The 15,910-nt window shown below is 70.2% G+C and carries 10 protein-coding genes; 4 read left to right on the top strand and 6 right to left on the bottom strand.

What is annotated here, in order from left to right:
* Window positions 1-69: 69 nt before the first annotated feature.
* The 4 genes from ABGB05_RS23730 to ABGB05_RS23715 form a co-directional block, all read right to left on the bottom strand.
* On the bottom strand, window positions 70-1,314 hold the full coding sequence (locus ABGB05_RS23730; RefSeq protein ID WP_347655674.1) for an ABC transporter substrate-binding protein: 1,245 nt from the start codon (window positions 1,312-1,314) through the stop codon (window positions 70-72).
* A 54-nt stretch (window positions 1,315-1,368) separates the two neighbouring features.
* Window positions 1,369-2,061 carry an ABC transporter ATP-binding protein gene (locus tag ABGB05_RS23725; protein ID WP_347655673.1) on the bottom strand — a complete coding sequence of 231 codons (693 nt, stop codon included), beginning with the start codon at window positions 2,059-2,061 and terminating at the stop codon, window positions 1,369-1,371.
* Window positions 2,054-2,818, bottom strand: coding sequence for an ABC transporter ATP-binding protein (locus tag ABGB05_RS23720; protein ID WP_347655672.1), 765 nt, complete (start codon window positions 2,816-2,818; stop codon window positions 2,054-2,056). Before ABGB05_RS23720 ends, ABGB05_RS23725 begins: the two co-directional genes overlap by 8 nt.
* A 113-nt stretch (window positions 2,819-2,931) precedes the next feature.
* Window positions 2,932-4,608 carry a tannase/feruloyl esterase family alpha/beta hydrolase gene (locus ABGB05_RS23715; RefSeq protein ID WP_347655671.1) on the bottom strand — a complete coding sequence of 559 codons (1,677 nt, stop codon included), beginning with the start codon at window positions 4,606-4,608 and terminating at the stop codon, window positions 2,932-2,934.
* A gap of 405 nt (window positions 4,609-5,013) precedes the next feature.
* On the opposite strand from ABGB05_RS23715, the gene ABGB05_RS23710 reads away from it, so the two are divergent.
* Both ABGB05_RS23710 and ABGB05_RS23705 read left to right on the top strand, forming a co-directional pair.
* Window positions 5,014-6,717: a carboxylesterase family protein gene (locus ABGB05_RS23710; RefSeq protein WP_347655670.1), complete on the top strand. Its 1,704-nt coding sequence runs from the start codon at window positions 5,014-5,016 to the stop codon at window positions 6,715-6,717.
* Window positions 6,718-6,868: 151 nt separating this feature from the next.
* Entirely contained in the window at window positions 6,869-8,494 is a 1,626-nt protein-coding gene (locus ABGB05_RS23705; RefSeq protein ID WP_347655669.1) for a long-chain fatty acid--CoA ligase, read from the top strand.
* A gap of 123 nt (window positions 8,495-8,617) precedes the next feature.
* On the opposite strand, the gene ABGB05_RS23700 is transcribed toward ABGB05_RS23705, so the two are convergent.
* Complete coding sequence (locus tag ABGB05_RS23700) at window positions 8,618-12,340, bottom strand: carbohydrate-binding protein (protein ID WP_347655668.1); 3,723 nt, start codon at window positions 12,338-12,340, stop codon at window positions 8,618-8,620.
* A 313-nt stretch (window positions 12,341-12,653) separates the two neighbouring features.
* Between ABGB05_RS23700 and ABGB05_RS23695 the strand changes: the two genes are divergently transcribed.
* Both ABGB05_RS23695 and ABGB05_RS23690 read left to right on the top strand, forming a co-directional pair.
* Window positions 12,654-13,499: an SAM-dependent methyltransferase gene (locus ABGB05_RS23695; protein WP_347655667.1), complete on the top strand. Its 846-nt coding sequence runs from the start codon at window positions 12,654-12,656 to the stop codon at window positions 13,497-13,499.
* A 152-nt stretch (window positions 13,500-13,651) separates the two neighbouring features.
* Window positions 13,652-14,686, top strand: a complete 1,035-nt coding sequence (locus tag ABGB05_RS23690) for a DUF808 domain-containing protein (protein ID WP_347655666.1) — start codon at window positions 13,652-13,654, stop codon at window positions 14,684-14,686.
* A gap of 113 nt (window positions 14,687-14,799) precedes the next feature.
* Here the strand turns inward: ABGB05_RS23690 and ABGB05_RS23685 are convergent, their stop codons facing one another.
* Window positions 14,800-15,708 carry a phosphatase PAP2 family protein gene (locus tag ABGB05_RS23685; protein ID WP_347655665.1) on the bottom strand — a complete coding sequence of 303 codons (909 nt, stop codon included), beginning with the start codon at window positions 15,706-15,708 and terminating at the stop codon, window positions 14,800-14,802.
* Window positions 15,709-15,910 lie beyond the last annotated feature (202 nt).

Genomic DNA, 15,910 nt, shown 5'->3' with positions numbered 1-15,910 from the left:
GGTTCCCCTCCCGGTGCCGCCCCGGGGCGCGCAGCGGCGCCCGGGGCCTGGAAAACCGGACCACTCCGGTCACAGCGAGCAGGTGGACGTTTCGGCCGGAGCGAAGGCCTCCGCCGCGGGAATGGTGGTCACGATCTCCTCGTAGTCCCAGGGCTCCCTCACCTCCGACGGCTCCTTGACCCGGGCCAGGTACGCGTCGTGGATGACGAGGTGGTCCTTGGCGCGGACCTCGCCGTTGCGGAGGAACACGTCGTTGATCTTCTTGCCCTCGAGCTTGCCGACGACCGCGTCGGCGTTGTCGGTGCCGGCCTCCTGGACCGCCTCCAGGTACTGCAGCGCCGCGGAGTAGTTGCCGGCATGTTCGAACGTCGGGCGGGTCCCGGTCTCGTCGTGGAACCGGTCCGCCCACGCCCGCGCCTGCGCGTCCATGTTCCAGTACCAGGCGTCGGTGAACAGCGTGCCGGCGAACTGGTCGACGCCCAGGGAGTGGATGTCGGTGATCAGCATCAACCCGACGGCCAGGTCGACGCCCCGCTCCTTCAACCCCGACTCGTTGAACTGCTTGACCACGTTGATCAGGTCACCGCCCGCCTGCATCGTCCCGATCACGTCGGGATTGGTGCTGCCGGCCTTGGTGAGGAAGGTGGCGAAGTTGTCGTTCGGGAACGGCGTCGGAATGGTGCCCTGCACCGTGCCGCCCGCCTTCGTGATCGCTTCGGTGAAGGACTTGGTCATGTCCTGGCCGAACTGGTAGTCGGGGTAGATGATGTGCCAGTTCCTGTCACCGTTGCGGGTGACCGTGGTGCCGGTGCCGTTGGCCAGCATGTAGGTGTTGTACGCCCACTGGAAGGTGTACTTGTTGCACTGGGCCCCGGTCAGTTCGGTGGTCGCCGCGCTGACGTCCAGGAACAGCTTCTTGTGGCTCTTCGCCTGGTTGGCGACGGCCAACGCCGCGGACGAGGTCGGCACGTCGAGGATGACGTCCGCGCCGCCGCGCTCGTACAGCTCCTTCGCCTTGGTGTTGGCGATGTCCGGCTTGTTCTGGTGGTCGGTCGACGTCACCTCGATGTCGTCGACGACCGCCTGGTCGCCGTACTTCTTCTGGTAGTCGGCCACCGCCATCCTGACCGCCTTGACGGAGTTGGGCCCGGACGCGTCCTTGTAGACGCCGGACTGGTCGTTGAGCACCGCGAGCACCAGTTTGCCGTCGGTGAAATCGCCGTCCGACCCTGCGGGACCGCCGCGACCGCAGGCGCCGAGGAGCAGTATTCCGGTGATGGCCGCGGCACCGGCGCGGATCCGCTTGCTCTTCATGGTGGTTCTCCTCGTGTGGTGGTGTCAGGTGTGTCGCGTCGTCGGGTCGACCGGTCAGATGCCGAGGTGCTCGAGCAGTTCGCCCTCGCGCCGCCGGAACTCGGCGTTGTCGAAGGTCTCGACGATGCGGCCCTGGCTGAGCAGGTAGTGCCGGTCGGCCACGGTGGCGGCGAACTTGACGTTCTGTTCGATGAGCAGCACGCCGACACCGGTGGCCTTGATCTGGTGGATGATCTCCCGGATCCGGGCGACGACCACCGGGGCCAGGCCCTCGGAGGGCTCGTCCATCAGCAGCAGCCGGGCGCCGGTCCGGAGCGCCCTGGCGATGGCCAGCATCTGCTGTTCCCCGCCCGACAGCGTGGTGCCGCCCGCCCTGCGGCGGTCAGCGAGCTCCGGGAACGCCTCGTAGACCCGGTCGAGCGTCCAGGCCCGTTCGGAGACCCGGGGCGGGAGCAGCAGGTTCTCCTCCACGGTGAGGCTCGCGTAGATGCCGCGGTCGTCCTGGACCCAGCCCATGCCGGCGCGGGCCCGCTGGTGGGCCGGCATCCGGCTGACGTCCCGGCCGAGGAACGAGACGGTGCCGCTGACCTGCCGGTGCAGGCCGATCAGGCACCGCACCAGGGTGGTCTTGCCGGCGCCGTTGCGGCCGACCAGGGTGACGACCTCGCCCTCGCCCACCCGAAGGCTCACCTCGTGCAGTGCCCGCGCCTCGCCGTACCACGCCCGCAGGCCGGTGACCTCAAGCATGGTCGGCCTCGCCCAGGTAGGCGGTGATCACCCGTTCGTCGTTGCGGACCTCGTCGTAGGCGCCCTCCGCGAGGATCCTGCCCTGCTGCAGCACCGTCACCCGGTCGGCGAGGCTGCCGACGACGTGCATGTTGTGGTCGACGAGCACCACGGTACGGCCGGCCGCGATGCGCCGGACCAGTTCGATGGTGCGGTCGACGTCCTCGATCCCCATCCCGGCCGTCGGCTCGTCGAGCAGCATCACCCGGGGATCCAGTGCCAGCGCCAGCGCCAGCTCCAGCGCGCGCTTCTGGCCGTAGGCGAGCAGTCCGACCGGCTTCTCCGCCAACGGCGTCAGCCCCACCTGCCCGAGCAGTTCGTCCACCCGGGCACGGTTTCTGCCGAGCAGCTTCGCCGACCGCCAGAACCGGAACCCCTGCCTGGTGAGTCCCTGGAGAGCGAGCTCCACGTGCTCGCGGCTGGTCAGGCTCTCGAAGAGGCTGGTGATCTGGAACGACCTGGCCACGCCGCGCCGCGCGACCTGCTCGGGCGGTTGCCCGGTGACGTCCTCATCGAAGACCGCGATCGCCCCGGAGGTCGGGGAGACGAATCCGGTCAGGAGGTTGAACAGGGTGGTCTTCCCGGCACCGTTGGGACCCACCAGCGCGTGCACACTGCCCTCGCCGACCACGAGGTCCACCGAGTCGACCGCGCGGAAGCCGCGGAACACCTTCGTCAGGGCCCGGGTACGTAGCGCCACCCGACCACTCGTCGTCACAGGGCCTCCCTCCAGGCGACCTGCGGTCACCGAGCCTCCCTCCAGGCGACCTGCGGTCACCGAGCCTCCCTCCAGGCGACCTGCGGTCACCGGCGGACCGTCGTCGGTGCCCGTCACCGCGCGCACACGAAGCTCTGGGCGTTGTCGGGGTCGCCCGAGCGGTACCGTGGCCAGCGCGGGTACTCGCAGAGCGGGCGTGTCCTGCCGTTCCTGCCGTCGGTGACCACGGGCCTGACCGGCGGCTGTCCGTCCTCGACCCACCGTTCGAGCGCGGAGAGCGAGTCCCAGGTGGCGGCGAACGCGGGCGCGCCGACGTTGGCGTGGTTCGCGCCGGGCACGAGGTAGTACCGCATGAACTCCGGCGTCTGCCGGGTCCCCACCGTGTCGAGCACCCGACGGTAGTAGTCGTTCGTCGAGCGGTGGGAGACCAACTCGTCCGCGGCGCCGTGCAGGAGGAGGAGTTTTCCGCCGGAGCGCGCGAAGGGGCGCAGGTCCGGGTCGTTGCGGTCCTGGATGGTGGAGAGGTAACTGATCCGCGGTAGCCACTTCCCCGGTCGGCTCGGGTCGACGTCGAGGGAGTTGTGGCCGGGGTCCCTGGTCAGGAAGTACTTCACCCACTGGTCCCAGTACTGGGCCCCGTATCCGCTGGTCACCGGCATCGGGTTGGCGGGCGCCGAGTAACCGAAGCCGAGTACCGGCGTCCGCATGTCCGCTCCGGAGAGCAGCGGAAAGCCGGGATAGTGGCGCTCGCCGCTGGCGATCCGGTACGGCCAGCGGAACGGCCCGGACGCGGCGTTGACCGAGTCGATCTGCGGGTCGGAGAGACAGCTCGGACCGGCGTCGGCACCCTCGGGGCAGCGGAGCGCCCGGGGGTCGAACTCACAGCCGTCGGGGTTCGAGATGATCCCGTCCTCGAGACCGTCCCGCCCGTCACACGCCGCGATGACGCTGTCGTAGAGGAGGGTCTGCTTCTCCGGCCCGGGGAACGCGCCGGGACGGGACATCACCCGCGCGAGGTGTCCGAGGTGCAGGACTTCGGCGGTGTTGTTCCAGGCGGGGTAGGCGGAGATGACGCCGTCGAAGGCGTCCGGCCACCGTTGCGCGACGACGAGCGCCTCCCGACCGCCGGTCGAGCCGCCCGCGAAGTACGTGCGGACGGGCCCGGTGCCGTAGCCGCGACGGATGAGGTACAGGGCGGCATCACGGGTCTTCTTCAGCGCATCGCCGGCGGCGAAGTTGCGCAGCGCCTCGTCGTTCATGCCGAAGGAGCCGTCCAGGGACCCGGCGGGACCCGCCTGGTGGCCGGAGTCGCTCGCGAACGTCACGTACCGACGGGCCAGGGGTGCCGGTTGGTCGGGACGCCCGAACGGCACGTTCTGCGCGAGGTTGGGGATCGTCCCGTTGTATCCGCCGCCACCGAACATCATCGCGTCGCGGTTCCAGTCGACCGGCATGGCGACCTGCAGCCTGATCTCCGGCGCGGCGGGATCGACGGGGAACAGCGCCGCGCCGACGCTGCAGTACTCGATCGTCTGGCCACTCACGATCTGCGTCACCGGGGACGCCGTCCCGACGCGGCCGCCCCTGGTCGGCAGACTGATCGCCGATGCCGGGATCGCCGTCCCCGCCAACTCCGCGCAGCCGCGGACCGGGCCCGCCGCGGCGGTGGCAGACGCGGCGGTGGCAGACGCGGGCCCGAGGACCGCCGTCGCACCCACCAGCGTGGTGGCGAGCGCCATCCCGGCGGCGAACTGTCTCGATCTGCCACGAACTCGCAGCATCTGGCTCATCGCGGACCTCCTGACTAAGCACGCTGTGCCGCCAGGCCGCTCATAGACGGCACTGAGTGCCACTCACTGTGCCACGGGTCACAGTGGACCCGCAAGGGTCGGCCGCGGAAACGTCCGGGCGCCGATAGACCACCCGGACTCCCCCGGTCTGAGCCGCGAATCAAGGCCGCGACAGCGCCGAGCGGCGGCAACGGCGGGCCGGGCATCGGGTACGGGGCAATCGCGTCAGGCGCCGAGACGCCGGCCGGGCAGCGGCGCCGCCGCACGGGCCGACGGCGTACGCGGGCGGACAGCCGGCTCTTGCCACCCGTCAGTGACGCATGTAACAGTGATGGCACGCGATGGCAATAAAGGCGCGGTAGAGCGACACCGCGTGCCACGTTCAACCCCAGGGAGGCAGTGCCGATGCCTGCTGTGCCGTCCGAGGCCGCCATCGTCCGCGAACCGGGCGGGCCTCGTCGTCCGACGTCCTCGCTACTCCGGCCGATCCTCGGCATCATCCTCGCGAGCGCGGTCCTGATCCCGGTGCCGTTCACCGGTGCGGCCGCCCACGCCGCCCCGCCTCGGAAGGACCCGACCCTCGTCCGGACGACACTCGGGCCGATCGCCGGACGCGACGACGGCAGGTCGACCGGGACGTACTCCTGGCTGGGGATCCCGTACGCCGAGCCGCCGGTGGGTGACCTCCGCTGGCGTCCGCCGAAACCCCACCGGTCCTGGACGGAGGTCCGGCACACCCGGCAGTACGGATCGGGGTGCACGCAGCCGGGCCGCTTCTTCAGCCCGTCCCCGAACGGACCGTTCTACGACCTGGCGGTACGCGACGGGCTACGGCAGCCCGTCGGCGAGGAGGACTGCCTGACGCTGAACGTCTTCCGCCCGTCGACACCCAGGCGCGACCTGCCCGTCGTGTTCTTCATCCACGGCGGCAGCAACGTCGTCGGTTACTCGGCGGATCCGATGTACGACGGCCGGGAGCTGGCCAGACGCGCCCAGGCCGTCGTGGTCACGGTCAACTACCGGGTGGGAGTCTTCGGCTGGCTCAACGCCGAGGGCACCGACGGCAGCGACCCGCTGGCGGCGTCCGGCAACTTCGGCACTCTCGACCTGGTCAGCGCGCTCCACTTCGTCGACCGCAACGCCCGGAGCTTCGGTGGCGACGCCGACAACATCAGCGTCATGGGCCAGTCGGCGGGGGCGGTGAACGTCTGGTCCCTGCTCGTCTCCCCGCTGGCGCGTGGGATGGTCGACAAGATCATTCCGCTCAGTGGCGGCCTGAGCACCCGGAGCGTGGCCGACGCGAGGGCGTACGCCGACCGGGTGATGCGGGCCGCGGAGAGCGACCACCCCGACGCGGGACGGACCGGCATCGACCTGCTCCGTTCACTCCCCGCCGACGAGCTGGTACGGGTGCTGGTCAGGCACCAACTCGACGCCACCCCGGCGGTCATCGCCGACGGCACGGTGATCCCCGCCGACCCGTACGCCGTGCTGGCCTCCGGAGTCGTCCGCGACGTGCCCGTCCTGGCCGGGAACACCCTGGAGGAAGGGAAGCTGTTCGGCAGCGCCATCAACGCGCACAAACCGAGCGACTACGAGCGGTTCACCATGCAGTACCTGTTCGACCCCGACAAAGCCGGCACCCTGACCGCCGCCGATCTGCTCCGGGACGAGTACCTTCCGGTGGACAAGCCCCAGGGCTGGAACGACGCCGCCGCGGCCCTGACCGATCTAGTCTTCACCGGCATCAACCGGGACTCGCTTGATGCCATGGCGCGGGGCGGGAACCGGTCGCTCTACCACTACAGGTTCGACTGGAACCAGGAGCCCGCACCGTTCGACCAGGTGTACGGCGCGGTGCACGCGATCGACCTGCCGTTCGTGTTCGGCACCTTCGGGCGCACCGTCTTCTCGTACGCCTTCAGTCAGCGCAACGAGCCCGGCCGGCTGAGGTTGTCCGACCTGATGATCGACAGCGTCCGCAGTTTCGTCTACAGGGGATCGCCGCAGCACCGGGGGCTCGGGCGCAGCTGGGAGCAGTGGCCGACAAGCCTGGTGCTGGACGCCGACGACCGGCACGTCCACCTGGCGTCGACAACCAACCGGTGAGGAGGGTCTCCGCCGGACGATGGCGGTCCGGCCGATGGCGGTCCGGTCCCCGGCGGCCCGCTCGACCGCGGCGGGACCGGCCCACCGCAGGCACCGCCACGCACGCCCGGAACGTCGACGGCGGGGACATTCTCACGGAAGAGGAGGCACTGTGCGCGGGCTGATGCAGGACAGGTCGCTCGACGTCGGTCTGTTGATGCGACGGGTGGACCTGGGATTCCGCCACAAACGCGTGGTGACGGCGACCGCCTCCGGCGAGACGGTCGCGACCTGGGGTGACGTGGTCGACCGGGCACGGCGGCTCTCCGCCGTGCTCGACGTCCTGACGGTCCCGGACTCGGCACGGGTCGGCACCTTCGGCTGGAACAGCCAGCGCCACCTCGAGCTCTACCTGGGTGTCCCGTCGGCCGGCCGAGTCCTGCACACGCTCAACCACCGGCTCTTCGCCCACGACCTGATCCACATCATGTCCGACGCGGCCGACGACGTCGTCTTCGTCGACCGGTCGCTGCTCGGCACGGTCTGGGACGTCATCCGCGCCGTCGCCACGGTTCGCTGGATCGTCGTGATGGACGACGGCGGTGACCAGGCGATCCCCGCCGACCCGCGGGTCGTCGACTACGAGGCGCTGCTCGCCCGCTGCCCGGAGCCGGCGGCGGCGACGTACGTCGACGAGAACGACGCGGCGAGCCTGTGCTACACCTCGGGCACGACCGGGCGGCCGAGGGGCGTGCTCTACAGCCACCGCTCCATCGTCCTGCACGCGATGCTGCTGCTGGGCGTCGACAGCTTCGCCATCTCGGAGCGGGACGTGGTGATGCCCATCGTGCCGATGTTCCACGTCAACGCCTGGGGGCTGCCCTACGCGGCCGCCCTCGCCGGAGCCGAACTGGTGCTTCCCGGTCCGGCGATGGCCCCGACGGACCTCATCCAGCGTCTCTCCCGGCACCGCGTGACGTTCTCCGCCGGTGTGCCGGCGATCTGGCGCGGCCTGGAGCCACTGCTCGGCACCGTGGACCTCTCCTCGCTGCGCACGGTGGTCAGCGGTGGGAGCGCCCTGCCGGAGGCGCTGTCCGAGTCGTGGGAGCGGGCGACCGGCGTACCCATCACCAGCTCGTGGGGGATGACGGAGACGAGTCCGCTCGTCGCGTGCGGGCGGGTGTCGTCGGTGCACGACGCACTGCCGGCGGACGCTCGCCGACGGGTGCTCGGCCAGCCGGGGCCGACGGTGCCGGTGGTCGACGTACGGGTCGTGGACGGCGAGGGTCGACCCGTCGCGCGGGACGGCACCACGTCGGGCGAACTGCAGGTGGCCGGGCCGACGGTCGCGGCCCGCTACTTCGGCGCCGATCCGGGCGCGTCGTCCTTCACCGATGACGGCTGGCTGCGGACCGGTGACGTCGCGACCGTTGACGAGTTCGGTTACCTCCGCATCGTCGACCGCAGCAAGGACATCATCAAGTCCGGCGGGGAGTGGATCTCCTCGGTCACGCTCGAGAACGAGCTGATGGCACACCCGGCGGTGCGGGAGGCGGCGGTGGTCGGCGTCGTCGACGACCGCTGGGGAGAGCGACCGTGGGCGTACGTCGTACCCGCGGCCGGGGCCGGGATCGACGAGCCGGGTCTGCGCGAGTACCTGCGCGAACGGGTCGCCTCGTGGTGGGTTCCCGATCGTTTTGTCGTCCTCGACGAGATTCCCAAGACGGCGACGGGCAAGTTCTCGAAGGTGGTGTTGCGGGACCTCGCCGGGTCCGCGACCCGGTCGCAGCCGGCGTGACACCCCCGCACCGCCCCGGGCCGGTGGGCGGCGGCCCGCCCCCGGACGCATGCCGGTGGCTCGTGGCCTGGTAGGCCAGGGAGGGCCGGCCCGGACGGACCGACCCTCCCTGGCCTCGGTTCGTCAGTACGCCCCGAGGTCCTGCCACGGGCCGTTGGGCTCGCCCGGCTGCTGGTCCCGGGACCACCACCTGGCCTTCCAGGTGTGGCCGTCGTGCTCGACGACCTCGCCACCGGGGTAGACCCAGGACGGGGTCCAGGACCGCACGTCGGCCCCGGCCGCCGGGACGGGGGCACCCTGCTCCATCCACGAGCCGGTCGGGGTGCTGCCGGGCTTCTCGTTCTGGGTCCACCACTGCGCGACGTAGACCGCGCCGTCATGGGAGACCCGGTCGCCGGTGCGGTACGCCTGCTTCGGGTCCCAGGCCGGCGCCGCCGGGGACGGCGCGACGAGCGTGAAGGCCAGGGTCGTGACGTTGCCCGCCACGTCGTACACCGTCAGCTCGTTCGCCCCGAGTACCGCCCCGGACACACCGAGCCTCACCCCGTTGAGATCCGACCAGGCGTTGTCGGTCAGGTCCTTCCCGACCCCGTTCAGGCTGAGCCGGTCGACCCGGTACTCGTCGAACAGCTTGAAGGACACCTGCTCGTACCCGGTGGCGGGGGTGCCGACCGTCTCGGTCGCCCCGTCCTTCACGGTCACCGTCGGGCCGGTGACATCCAGCGTGAAGGTCAGGGTCGTGACGTTGCCCGCCACGTCGTACACCTTCAGCTCGTTGCTACCGGCCTTGCCGCCGAACGCGCCGGGCTTCACCCCGTTGAGATCCGACCAGGTGTTGTCGGCCAGGTCCTTCCCGACCCCGTTCAGGGTGAGCCGGTCGACCTTGCCGGCGTCGGCGAGCCTGAAGGAGACATCGCGGTACACCCCGTCCCTGCCCTTCGACTCCGGCTTCACCGTGACCGTCGGAGCGGTCGTGTCGGGCCCGGCCGGGACGGCGATGTCGGTCCGCATCGACGGCAGCCTCGCCTCGTCGCCCAGATAGAAGCTGGCGAACCCGAACTGGTCGTAGCCGGTGTTCTTGTTCGCCACGCCGTTGCGGTACATCGGGTCGTGCATCAGCGTCCGGATGCCGTACTCGGTCGGCGACAGGGTGGTGACGATGGCCAGACGGTTGTCGCTGGCCCGCAGGACGAGCTCCTCACGCCAGTCGCCCAGCAGGTCGGCCTTGAGCGTGGGGGTGCTCTTGTTGCCGGTCGACGTCAGGCCGGTCGCCAGGTACGGGGTGGGCGCGAAGGTCAGGTCGTCGACCGTGCTGATGGTGGCACCGCTGACGGCCATGGCCGTCAGGCCGCCGCCGAACCAGATGGCGTACTGGCCGCTGCGCAGGTTGTTGCTGCCGTTCAGGAGCTCGCCGGTGACCATGCTCCGGGCACCGTTCTGGGAGAACCCCTGCGCGCCGGGCCAGCGGTTGGAGAAGTTTCCGGCCACCGCACCCTCGGCGTCGGTGCCGGCGTAGACACCGAAGACCATCGAGTTCTCCCGGACGACCTCGCCCCGGTCGTCGCGCCGCATGCCCTTCAACGGATCGTGGGCCTCCGGACCGGGCAGCCAACCGTGTTGCCGGCCGGTACGGATGTCGTCGTACAGGTTCTCCTCGCTGCCGGACCAGACGCGGATGTTGTTGTCCTTGTCGACCGGAAGCAGCGCGCTGCGGTCGCCGTGCCGCAGCGGCGCCCACGTGTTCAGCGGGTTGGTCCGGACCGCGTCGGTGGCGAACTCGAAGCTGTTGGCCACCGGAGGCACGCTGTTCTGGCCCTCGATCGTCGGCATGGTGTCGCCGTTGATCACCTTGGGCAGGATCTTGGTGCCGTCCGCGTTCAGGCCGAGGACCATGGCCTTCATGACGATCTCGTCCCGGCCGTCGCCGTCGAGATCGGCGGAGTCGGTGAAGTGGTTGCCCCGGTTCTGGTAGTCGTAGGCGGTGCCGCCCAGCGACCAGTACCGCGGGTCGGCCGAGTCGAAGCTGGCCTTCAGCCTGACCTTGCCGTCCACCAGGGTGAACGCGGCGAAGGTCGTCCGCGCGTAGTAGCCGCGCTGGGAGACCGCGTAGGTGTGCTTGCCGTCCAGGGCCGCCACGACGCCGAGGTAGCGGTTGGCGCGGTTGCCCTGGGCGTCGCCCCACGAGGCCGCCTTCCAGGGATTCTCCAGCCAGTAGGCCTCCGAGGGAGCCATCATCTGCGACTTGTAGTCGGCCGGGCCGCTGCCGGCGCCGGGGCCGGGGAAGGCCAGGTAGGAGAAGTTGCCGCGCTGGGTGGCCGGCGTCATGGCCCAGTTGTCGCCGTCGACGCTACCCCGGTAGGTGAACGGGTACCGGGCGCTGTCCACGAGCACACCCCGGCCGGCGCCGGCGTCCCACTCGAAGGCCGAGAAGAACTCCTGGTCGTCCTTGGCCGGTCCGATCGGGCCGACGTGGTACGTCTTGATCCAGCGCTTGACCGCCGGGTCGTTGACCCCGTCGTTGCCGTTTCCGGCCACCGGGCTGCGGTAGCTGATGGCGAAGCTGTTGAGCAGCGACCAGTAGGTGTCGAGCGCAGCGGTGTCGCCGGTGGCGAAGTACTCCTTGAACCTGTCCGTGGTCGCGTGCAGGCCGTCCTCGCCGCCCACCACGGTGTTGCGCGTGTCCGGGTAGACGACGGACTGCGACGCCTCGTCCCAGTTGCCGATCCGGGTGCCGAGCGCGGTCTTGAGCATCAGCTCGGCCTTGCCGTCACCGTCGAAGTCCTCGGCGAACAGGGTCGTCTCGTGGTCGTTGCCCGCCCGGACGTTGTAGCCCATGTCGACCCGGAACAGCAGGGTCCCGTCCAGTTTGTAGGCGTCGACGTACTCGGGGGCGGTGGTGGTGTTACTGCCGTTGAAGATCGGCTCGGAGTACATGGGGTCCTGCTGGGTGCTGCGCCACTTGACGACGATCTCGTACTCGCCGTCGCCGTCGAAGTCGGCCACCGTGATGTCGTGCGTGGCGTAGGCGCTGCTCTGCGAGGTGTGGACCGCACCGGCGCTGGTCTTCGCGTAGGGCAGCGACGTGCCGGAGTCCAGGTTCTTCACGTACGTGACGAACTCGGCTTCGAGCTCGTCGTACAGCGCCCTGGTGATTTTGCCGTCCACGAGGGAGTTGGTCAGCGGCCGGGCGCTGGGGTAGGTGGCGACGCCGAGCGCGTTGGGTGTCGTGTTGTACTCGTTGAGCTTGGCGACCCAACCGTCGAGCTGCTCCTGGGTCACGGTCGCCTGGTCGTGGTACGCCACCCGGAACCCTCTCAACAGGTTCATGTCGACGACGTACCAGTTCTGGTTACCCGTACCCGGGACGACCATGTCGGCCGCGTTCAGGTTGGTGCCGGGACCGAACCGCTGCCCTCGGTAGGTGAAGTGCGCGAGCGGCACCGGAGCCGGCGCCGGCTTGAGCGGAATGTAGGTGGCCGCACCCCGGTTGGCCTGGCCGGCCTGACCGGGCAGGGCCGACAGCATGGGCACGCTCATGCCCTGCCGCCGGCCCTCGACGCCGCCGACGACCGGAGCGACCTCGTAGACGGAGGTGAGGACGCCGTCCGGGTCGGTGTAGTTCGACGGGGTGACGTTCTCCTTCACGATGCCGGGGTTCGTGTCGTAGTCGCTCTCGGGCTGCACGTTCCTGGGCGCGATCGTGGTGATCTTCACGAAGTCCGCGTCGCCGTCTTTGCGATAGACGTTCCAGGAGATGCCGTCCGGCTCGTCGCCCAGGAAGCGCCAACTCAGGAATATGCCGTCCGCGGTCTGGGCGGCGACCAGGCCGCGGGTCAGGTACTCCATCTGGCGCGGGCCGGGGGCAGGGGCAGCGCTCGCGGCCGGAGGGCTGAAGCCGAACAGGGAGACGCCCACGGCAAGCGTCAGGGGTAAGGGTACGAATCTACGTAGTGTCTTTCGCACAATGTTCTCCATCTCGCATCGCCCTCCGTTGGGCAAGCGCTTTCCCGCATCCTCCGCCCCCCGCTTCCGTCACGCAAGATCCGAGGGCCGCGACCCGGCCGGGCGCCGGATTCGGCCACGGACCGCCCCTGCGCCCACCGTCGCCGGTGTCGGCACATAGGATGGTGCCGGCTTCGAGGTAGCTCTGGAGGTGTCGGTGTCCGACCCTGGTTCTCAGTCCCTGTCGGTCGAGGATCTCGCGACCCGGATCGACACCACGGTGCCGCACCCGGCCCGTCGCTACGACTACCTGCTCGGCGGCAAGGACAACTTCGCCGCCGACCGGGAGTCGGCCGAGGCGATGCTGAAGGTCTACCCGAGCGCCCGGACCGCCGTGCAGGAGAACCGCCGGTTCCTCCACCGGGCGGTGACCTACCTGGTCCGGGAGGCCGGGATCCGGCAGTTCCTCGACATCGGCACCGGTATCCCCTCCGTGGACAACACCCACGAGGTGGCACAGGCGATCGCTCCCGAGTCGCGGATCGTCTACGTCGACAACGACCCGATCGTGCTGGTGCACGCCCGGGCGCTGCTGACCAGCACCACGCAGGGGCGTACCGCCTATCTGGACGCCGACCTGCGGCGGCCGCAGGAGATCCTCCACCACCCGGACCTGCGCGCCACACTCGACCTGACGCAGCCGGTCGCGGTGCTGCTGGTGGCGATCATGCACTTCATCGTCGACGAGGACAACCCGTACGGCCTGGTCGAGGAACTGCTCGCACCGCTGGCCCCCGGCAGCGCGCTGGTGATGACCCACTTCACCAACGACTTCCTGCCACCGGAACTCGCCGCCAAGATCGAGGCGGCCTGGCGGGAGAATCCGGCGAACGGACAGGGCCGGGCCCGCAGCGCCGAGGAGATCGGTCGGTTCTACACCAACCTGGAGTTGGTGCCGCCGGGAATCGTGCCGCTCGCCGAGTGGCGGGCGGAGTCGGAGCCGCAACCCCGGCCCACCGCCCGCGACGTCACCGCCTACGGCGTGGTCGGCCACAAACCCTGACCGATCCCGGCCGACGCCGGCCGGCCGGCGAGGACGCGTCCAGCCCAGCGGCTGTCCGCTGGGCGACCGGTCCCTGCCCGGGCATGCCCCGGGCAGGGAGCTGAGCGAGAATGGGCTACCCCGGACTCTGCTCAACCCAGGAAGGACCTCCCTTGGCCAGTGGACTCGTAGCCCTGCTGGATGACGTGGCGGCGCTGGCTCGCGCCGCTGCCGCGTCGGTCGACGACATCGGGGCGGCCGCCGCGAAGGCCGGCGCCAAGGCCGCCGGCGTCGTCGTCGACGATGCCGCCGTGACCCCGCAGTACGTGCGGAGCCTGGCGTCCGAGCGCGAGTTGCCAATCGTCAAGCGGATCGCCCTGGGTTCGCTGCGCAACAAGTTCCTCATCATCCTGCCGGTGGTGCTGCTGCTCAGTCAGTTCGTGCCCTGGCTGCTCACTCCGATCCTCATGCTCGGCGGCGCCTTCCTGTGTTACGAGGGCGCGGAGAAGGTGTGGGCGAAGATCGCCCACCACGACGCGCACAGCGCGGGCGAGGAGCAGATGCAGGACGAGACGACGCTGGTGTCCGGGGCGGTGCGGACCGACCTGATCCTCTCGGCGGAGATCATGGTCATCGCCCTCAACGAGGTGATCGACCAGGCATTCTGGTCCCGCCTGACGATCCTGGCTGTCGTCGCCGTCGTCATCACCGTCCTGGTGTACGGCGTTGTGGCCCTGATCGTGCGGATGGACGACGCCGGGCTGCGCCTGGCGCAACTCTCCGGCGCCACCGCCGCGTTCGGTCGCGGTCTGGTGAAGGCGATGCCGGTGGTGCTCACCGTGCTGACGGTGGTCGGCACCGCCGCGATGCTCTGGGTGGGCGGACACATCCTGCTGGTCGGCGCGGACGAGTTGGGCCTGCACGTGCTGTACGACGCCGTGCACCACGTGGAGGAGGCCGCCCACGACGCCACGGGTGTGCTCGGCGGTCTCGTCGGCTGGCTCGTCAACACGGTGGCCAGCGCGATCCTCGGGCTGGTCGTCGGTGCGCTGGTCGTCCTGGTCATGACCTTCACGCTGCACCGTCGTAAGCCCGCCGAGACCACCACCGTGACGGACCCGACCCACACCGCTGACGGTGTCACCCCCGCGACGCAGCGCCGTGCGGATCAGCCTCGCGACGCTTCGGACGGCGTGCCGCACGCCTGACCGCAGGTGTCGCCGGACAGCTCCCCGGGAAGCCCCGGCCTCCCGGCCTGTCATCTCGGCCGCCCCCCTGGCCGGCCGGACGTCACCGGTTCACCGCGGCGTCTGTCAACCGGTCAGGGCCCGCGGCGGCCGATGGGCATCAGACAGACCAGCAGAACCGTGACGAGCAGCACGATGCTGCCCTCCGCCAGGATCGCGACAAGCGGCCCCTTGCGGATGTCGAAAACCGCGGTCGGGGCGACCAGTAGCCCGACCTCCAGGCCCGCCAGTCCGACGCCGAGAGCCAGGATCCGGTGCCGCACCGTCCGGCGGTCCGGTTCCGAGGCCTGGCGACAGGCCGCCAGCACGGCGTTGGAGAGACAGCAGGCCGCTGCCGCCAGAAGTACGGAACCCAGCACGTCGCTGAACCAGTGCCAGCCGGTGACCATCGTGGCCGCGGCGACAACCGCGACGGCGGCAGCGCCGGGTACGGCGAGCCACCACCTCAACCGGTCGGGCAGCACCAACAGGAACGCCAGCAGCAGGGCCATCGCCGCGGTCACGTGCCCGCTGGGAAAGCTGTTGTGCGTCGTGGAGGTCGACACGGCGAGATCAGGGCGCGGTAGCAGGGTCTTGGTCGCCGCCGCCAGAGCCGCCGCGCCGGATACGGTCGCGACACCCGCCACCCCCATCCAGGTCCGGCGGGTGAGCACCGCCACCGTCAGCAGCACGACGAGCAGCACGCCGATGGTGAACGGGTGACCGAAGACGGCGAGCAGGTCCCGTGCGGGAACGGTCAGGGCCGTACGCTGTTCGTATCCGCCGCCCCGCTCGGCGCGGGGCAGGAGCAGACCGTCCAGGTGCTGGCCGTACCGGGTCCGGACGAAGAACAGACCGGTCAGCCCGAAGGCGAGCAGACCCACGAGGGCGGCGGCGAGCAGCCGGCCGACGAGGGCCCGACCGGCCATCGGCGGCACCGGCCGGACGACCGGCGTGCCGTCCCTCGGCTGGTGGGCCGCCTCCGGGTGCAGTTGTGACAGCATTCGTCGATGATCGGTTGTATCGATGAAGAAGCTGTCCCGACCGGATTCTGATCCGGTGAAGGCTCGGCGGGCGGCCTCAGCCGGCCTCGACGATCATGCCGGCGCCGACCGTGCGGTTCGTGGTCTCGTCGATGATGATGAAACCGCCGGTGGTGCGGTTGCGTCGGTACTCGTCGGCGAGCAGTGGCACGGTGGTCCGTAG

It is taken from the genome of Plantactinospora sp. B5E13 (genome assembly GCF_039871775.1).
Classification (GTDB): domain Bacteria; phylum Actinomycetota; class Actinomycetes; order Mycobacteriales; family Micromonosporaceae; genus Plantactinospora.
The sequence above is the reverse complement of the archived record's forward strand: the minus strand, read 5'-3'. Positions and strand labels throughout refer to the sequence as shown.

What these genes read in the sequence shown, in the direction of transcription:
- ABGB05_RS23730 (WP_347655674.1), bottom strand. Translation starts at nt 1,314, where the DNA reads ATGAAGAGCAAGCGGATCCGCGCCGGTGCCGCGGCCATCACCGGAATA.
- ABGB05_RS23725 (WP_347655673.1), bottom strand. Translation starts at nt 2,061, where the DNA reads ATGCTTGAGGTCACCGGCCTGCGGGCGTGGTACGGCGAGGCGCGGGCA.
- ABGB05_RS23715 (WP_347655671.1), bottom strand. Translation starts at nt 4,608, where the DNA reads ATGAGCCAGATGCTGCGAGTTCGTGGCAGATCGAGACAGTTCGCCGCC.
- ABGB05_RS23710 (WP_347655670.1), top strand. Translation starts at nt 5,014, where the DNA reads ATGCCTGCTGTGCCGTCCGAGGCCGCCATCGTCCGCGAACCGGGCGGG.
- ABGB05_RS23700 (WP_347655668.1), bottom strand. Translation starts at nt 12,340, where the DNA reads ATGGAGTACCTGACCCGCGGCCTGGTCGCCGCCCAGACCGCGGACGGC.
- ABGB05_RS23685 (WP_347655665.1), bottom strand. Translation starts at nt 15,708, where the DNA reads ATGCTGTCACAACTGCACCCGGAGGCGGCCCACCAGCCGAGGGACGGC.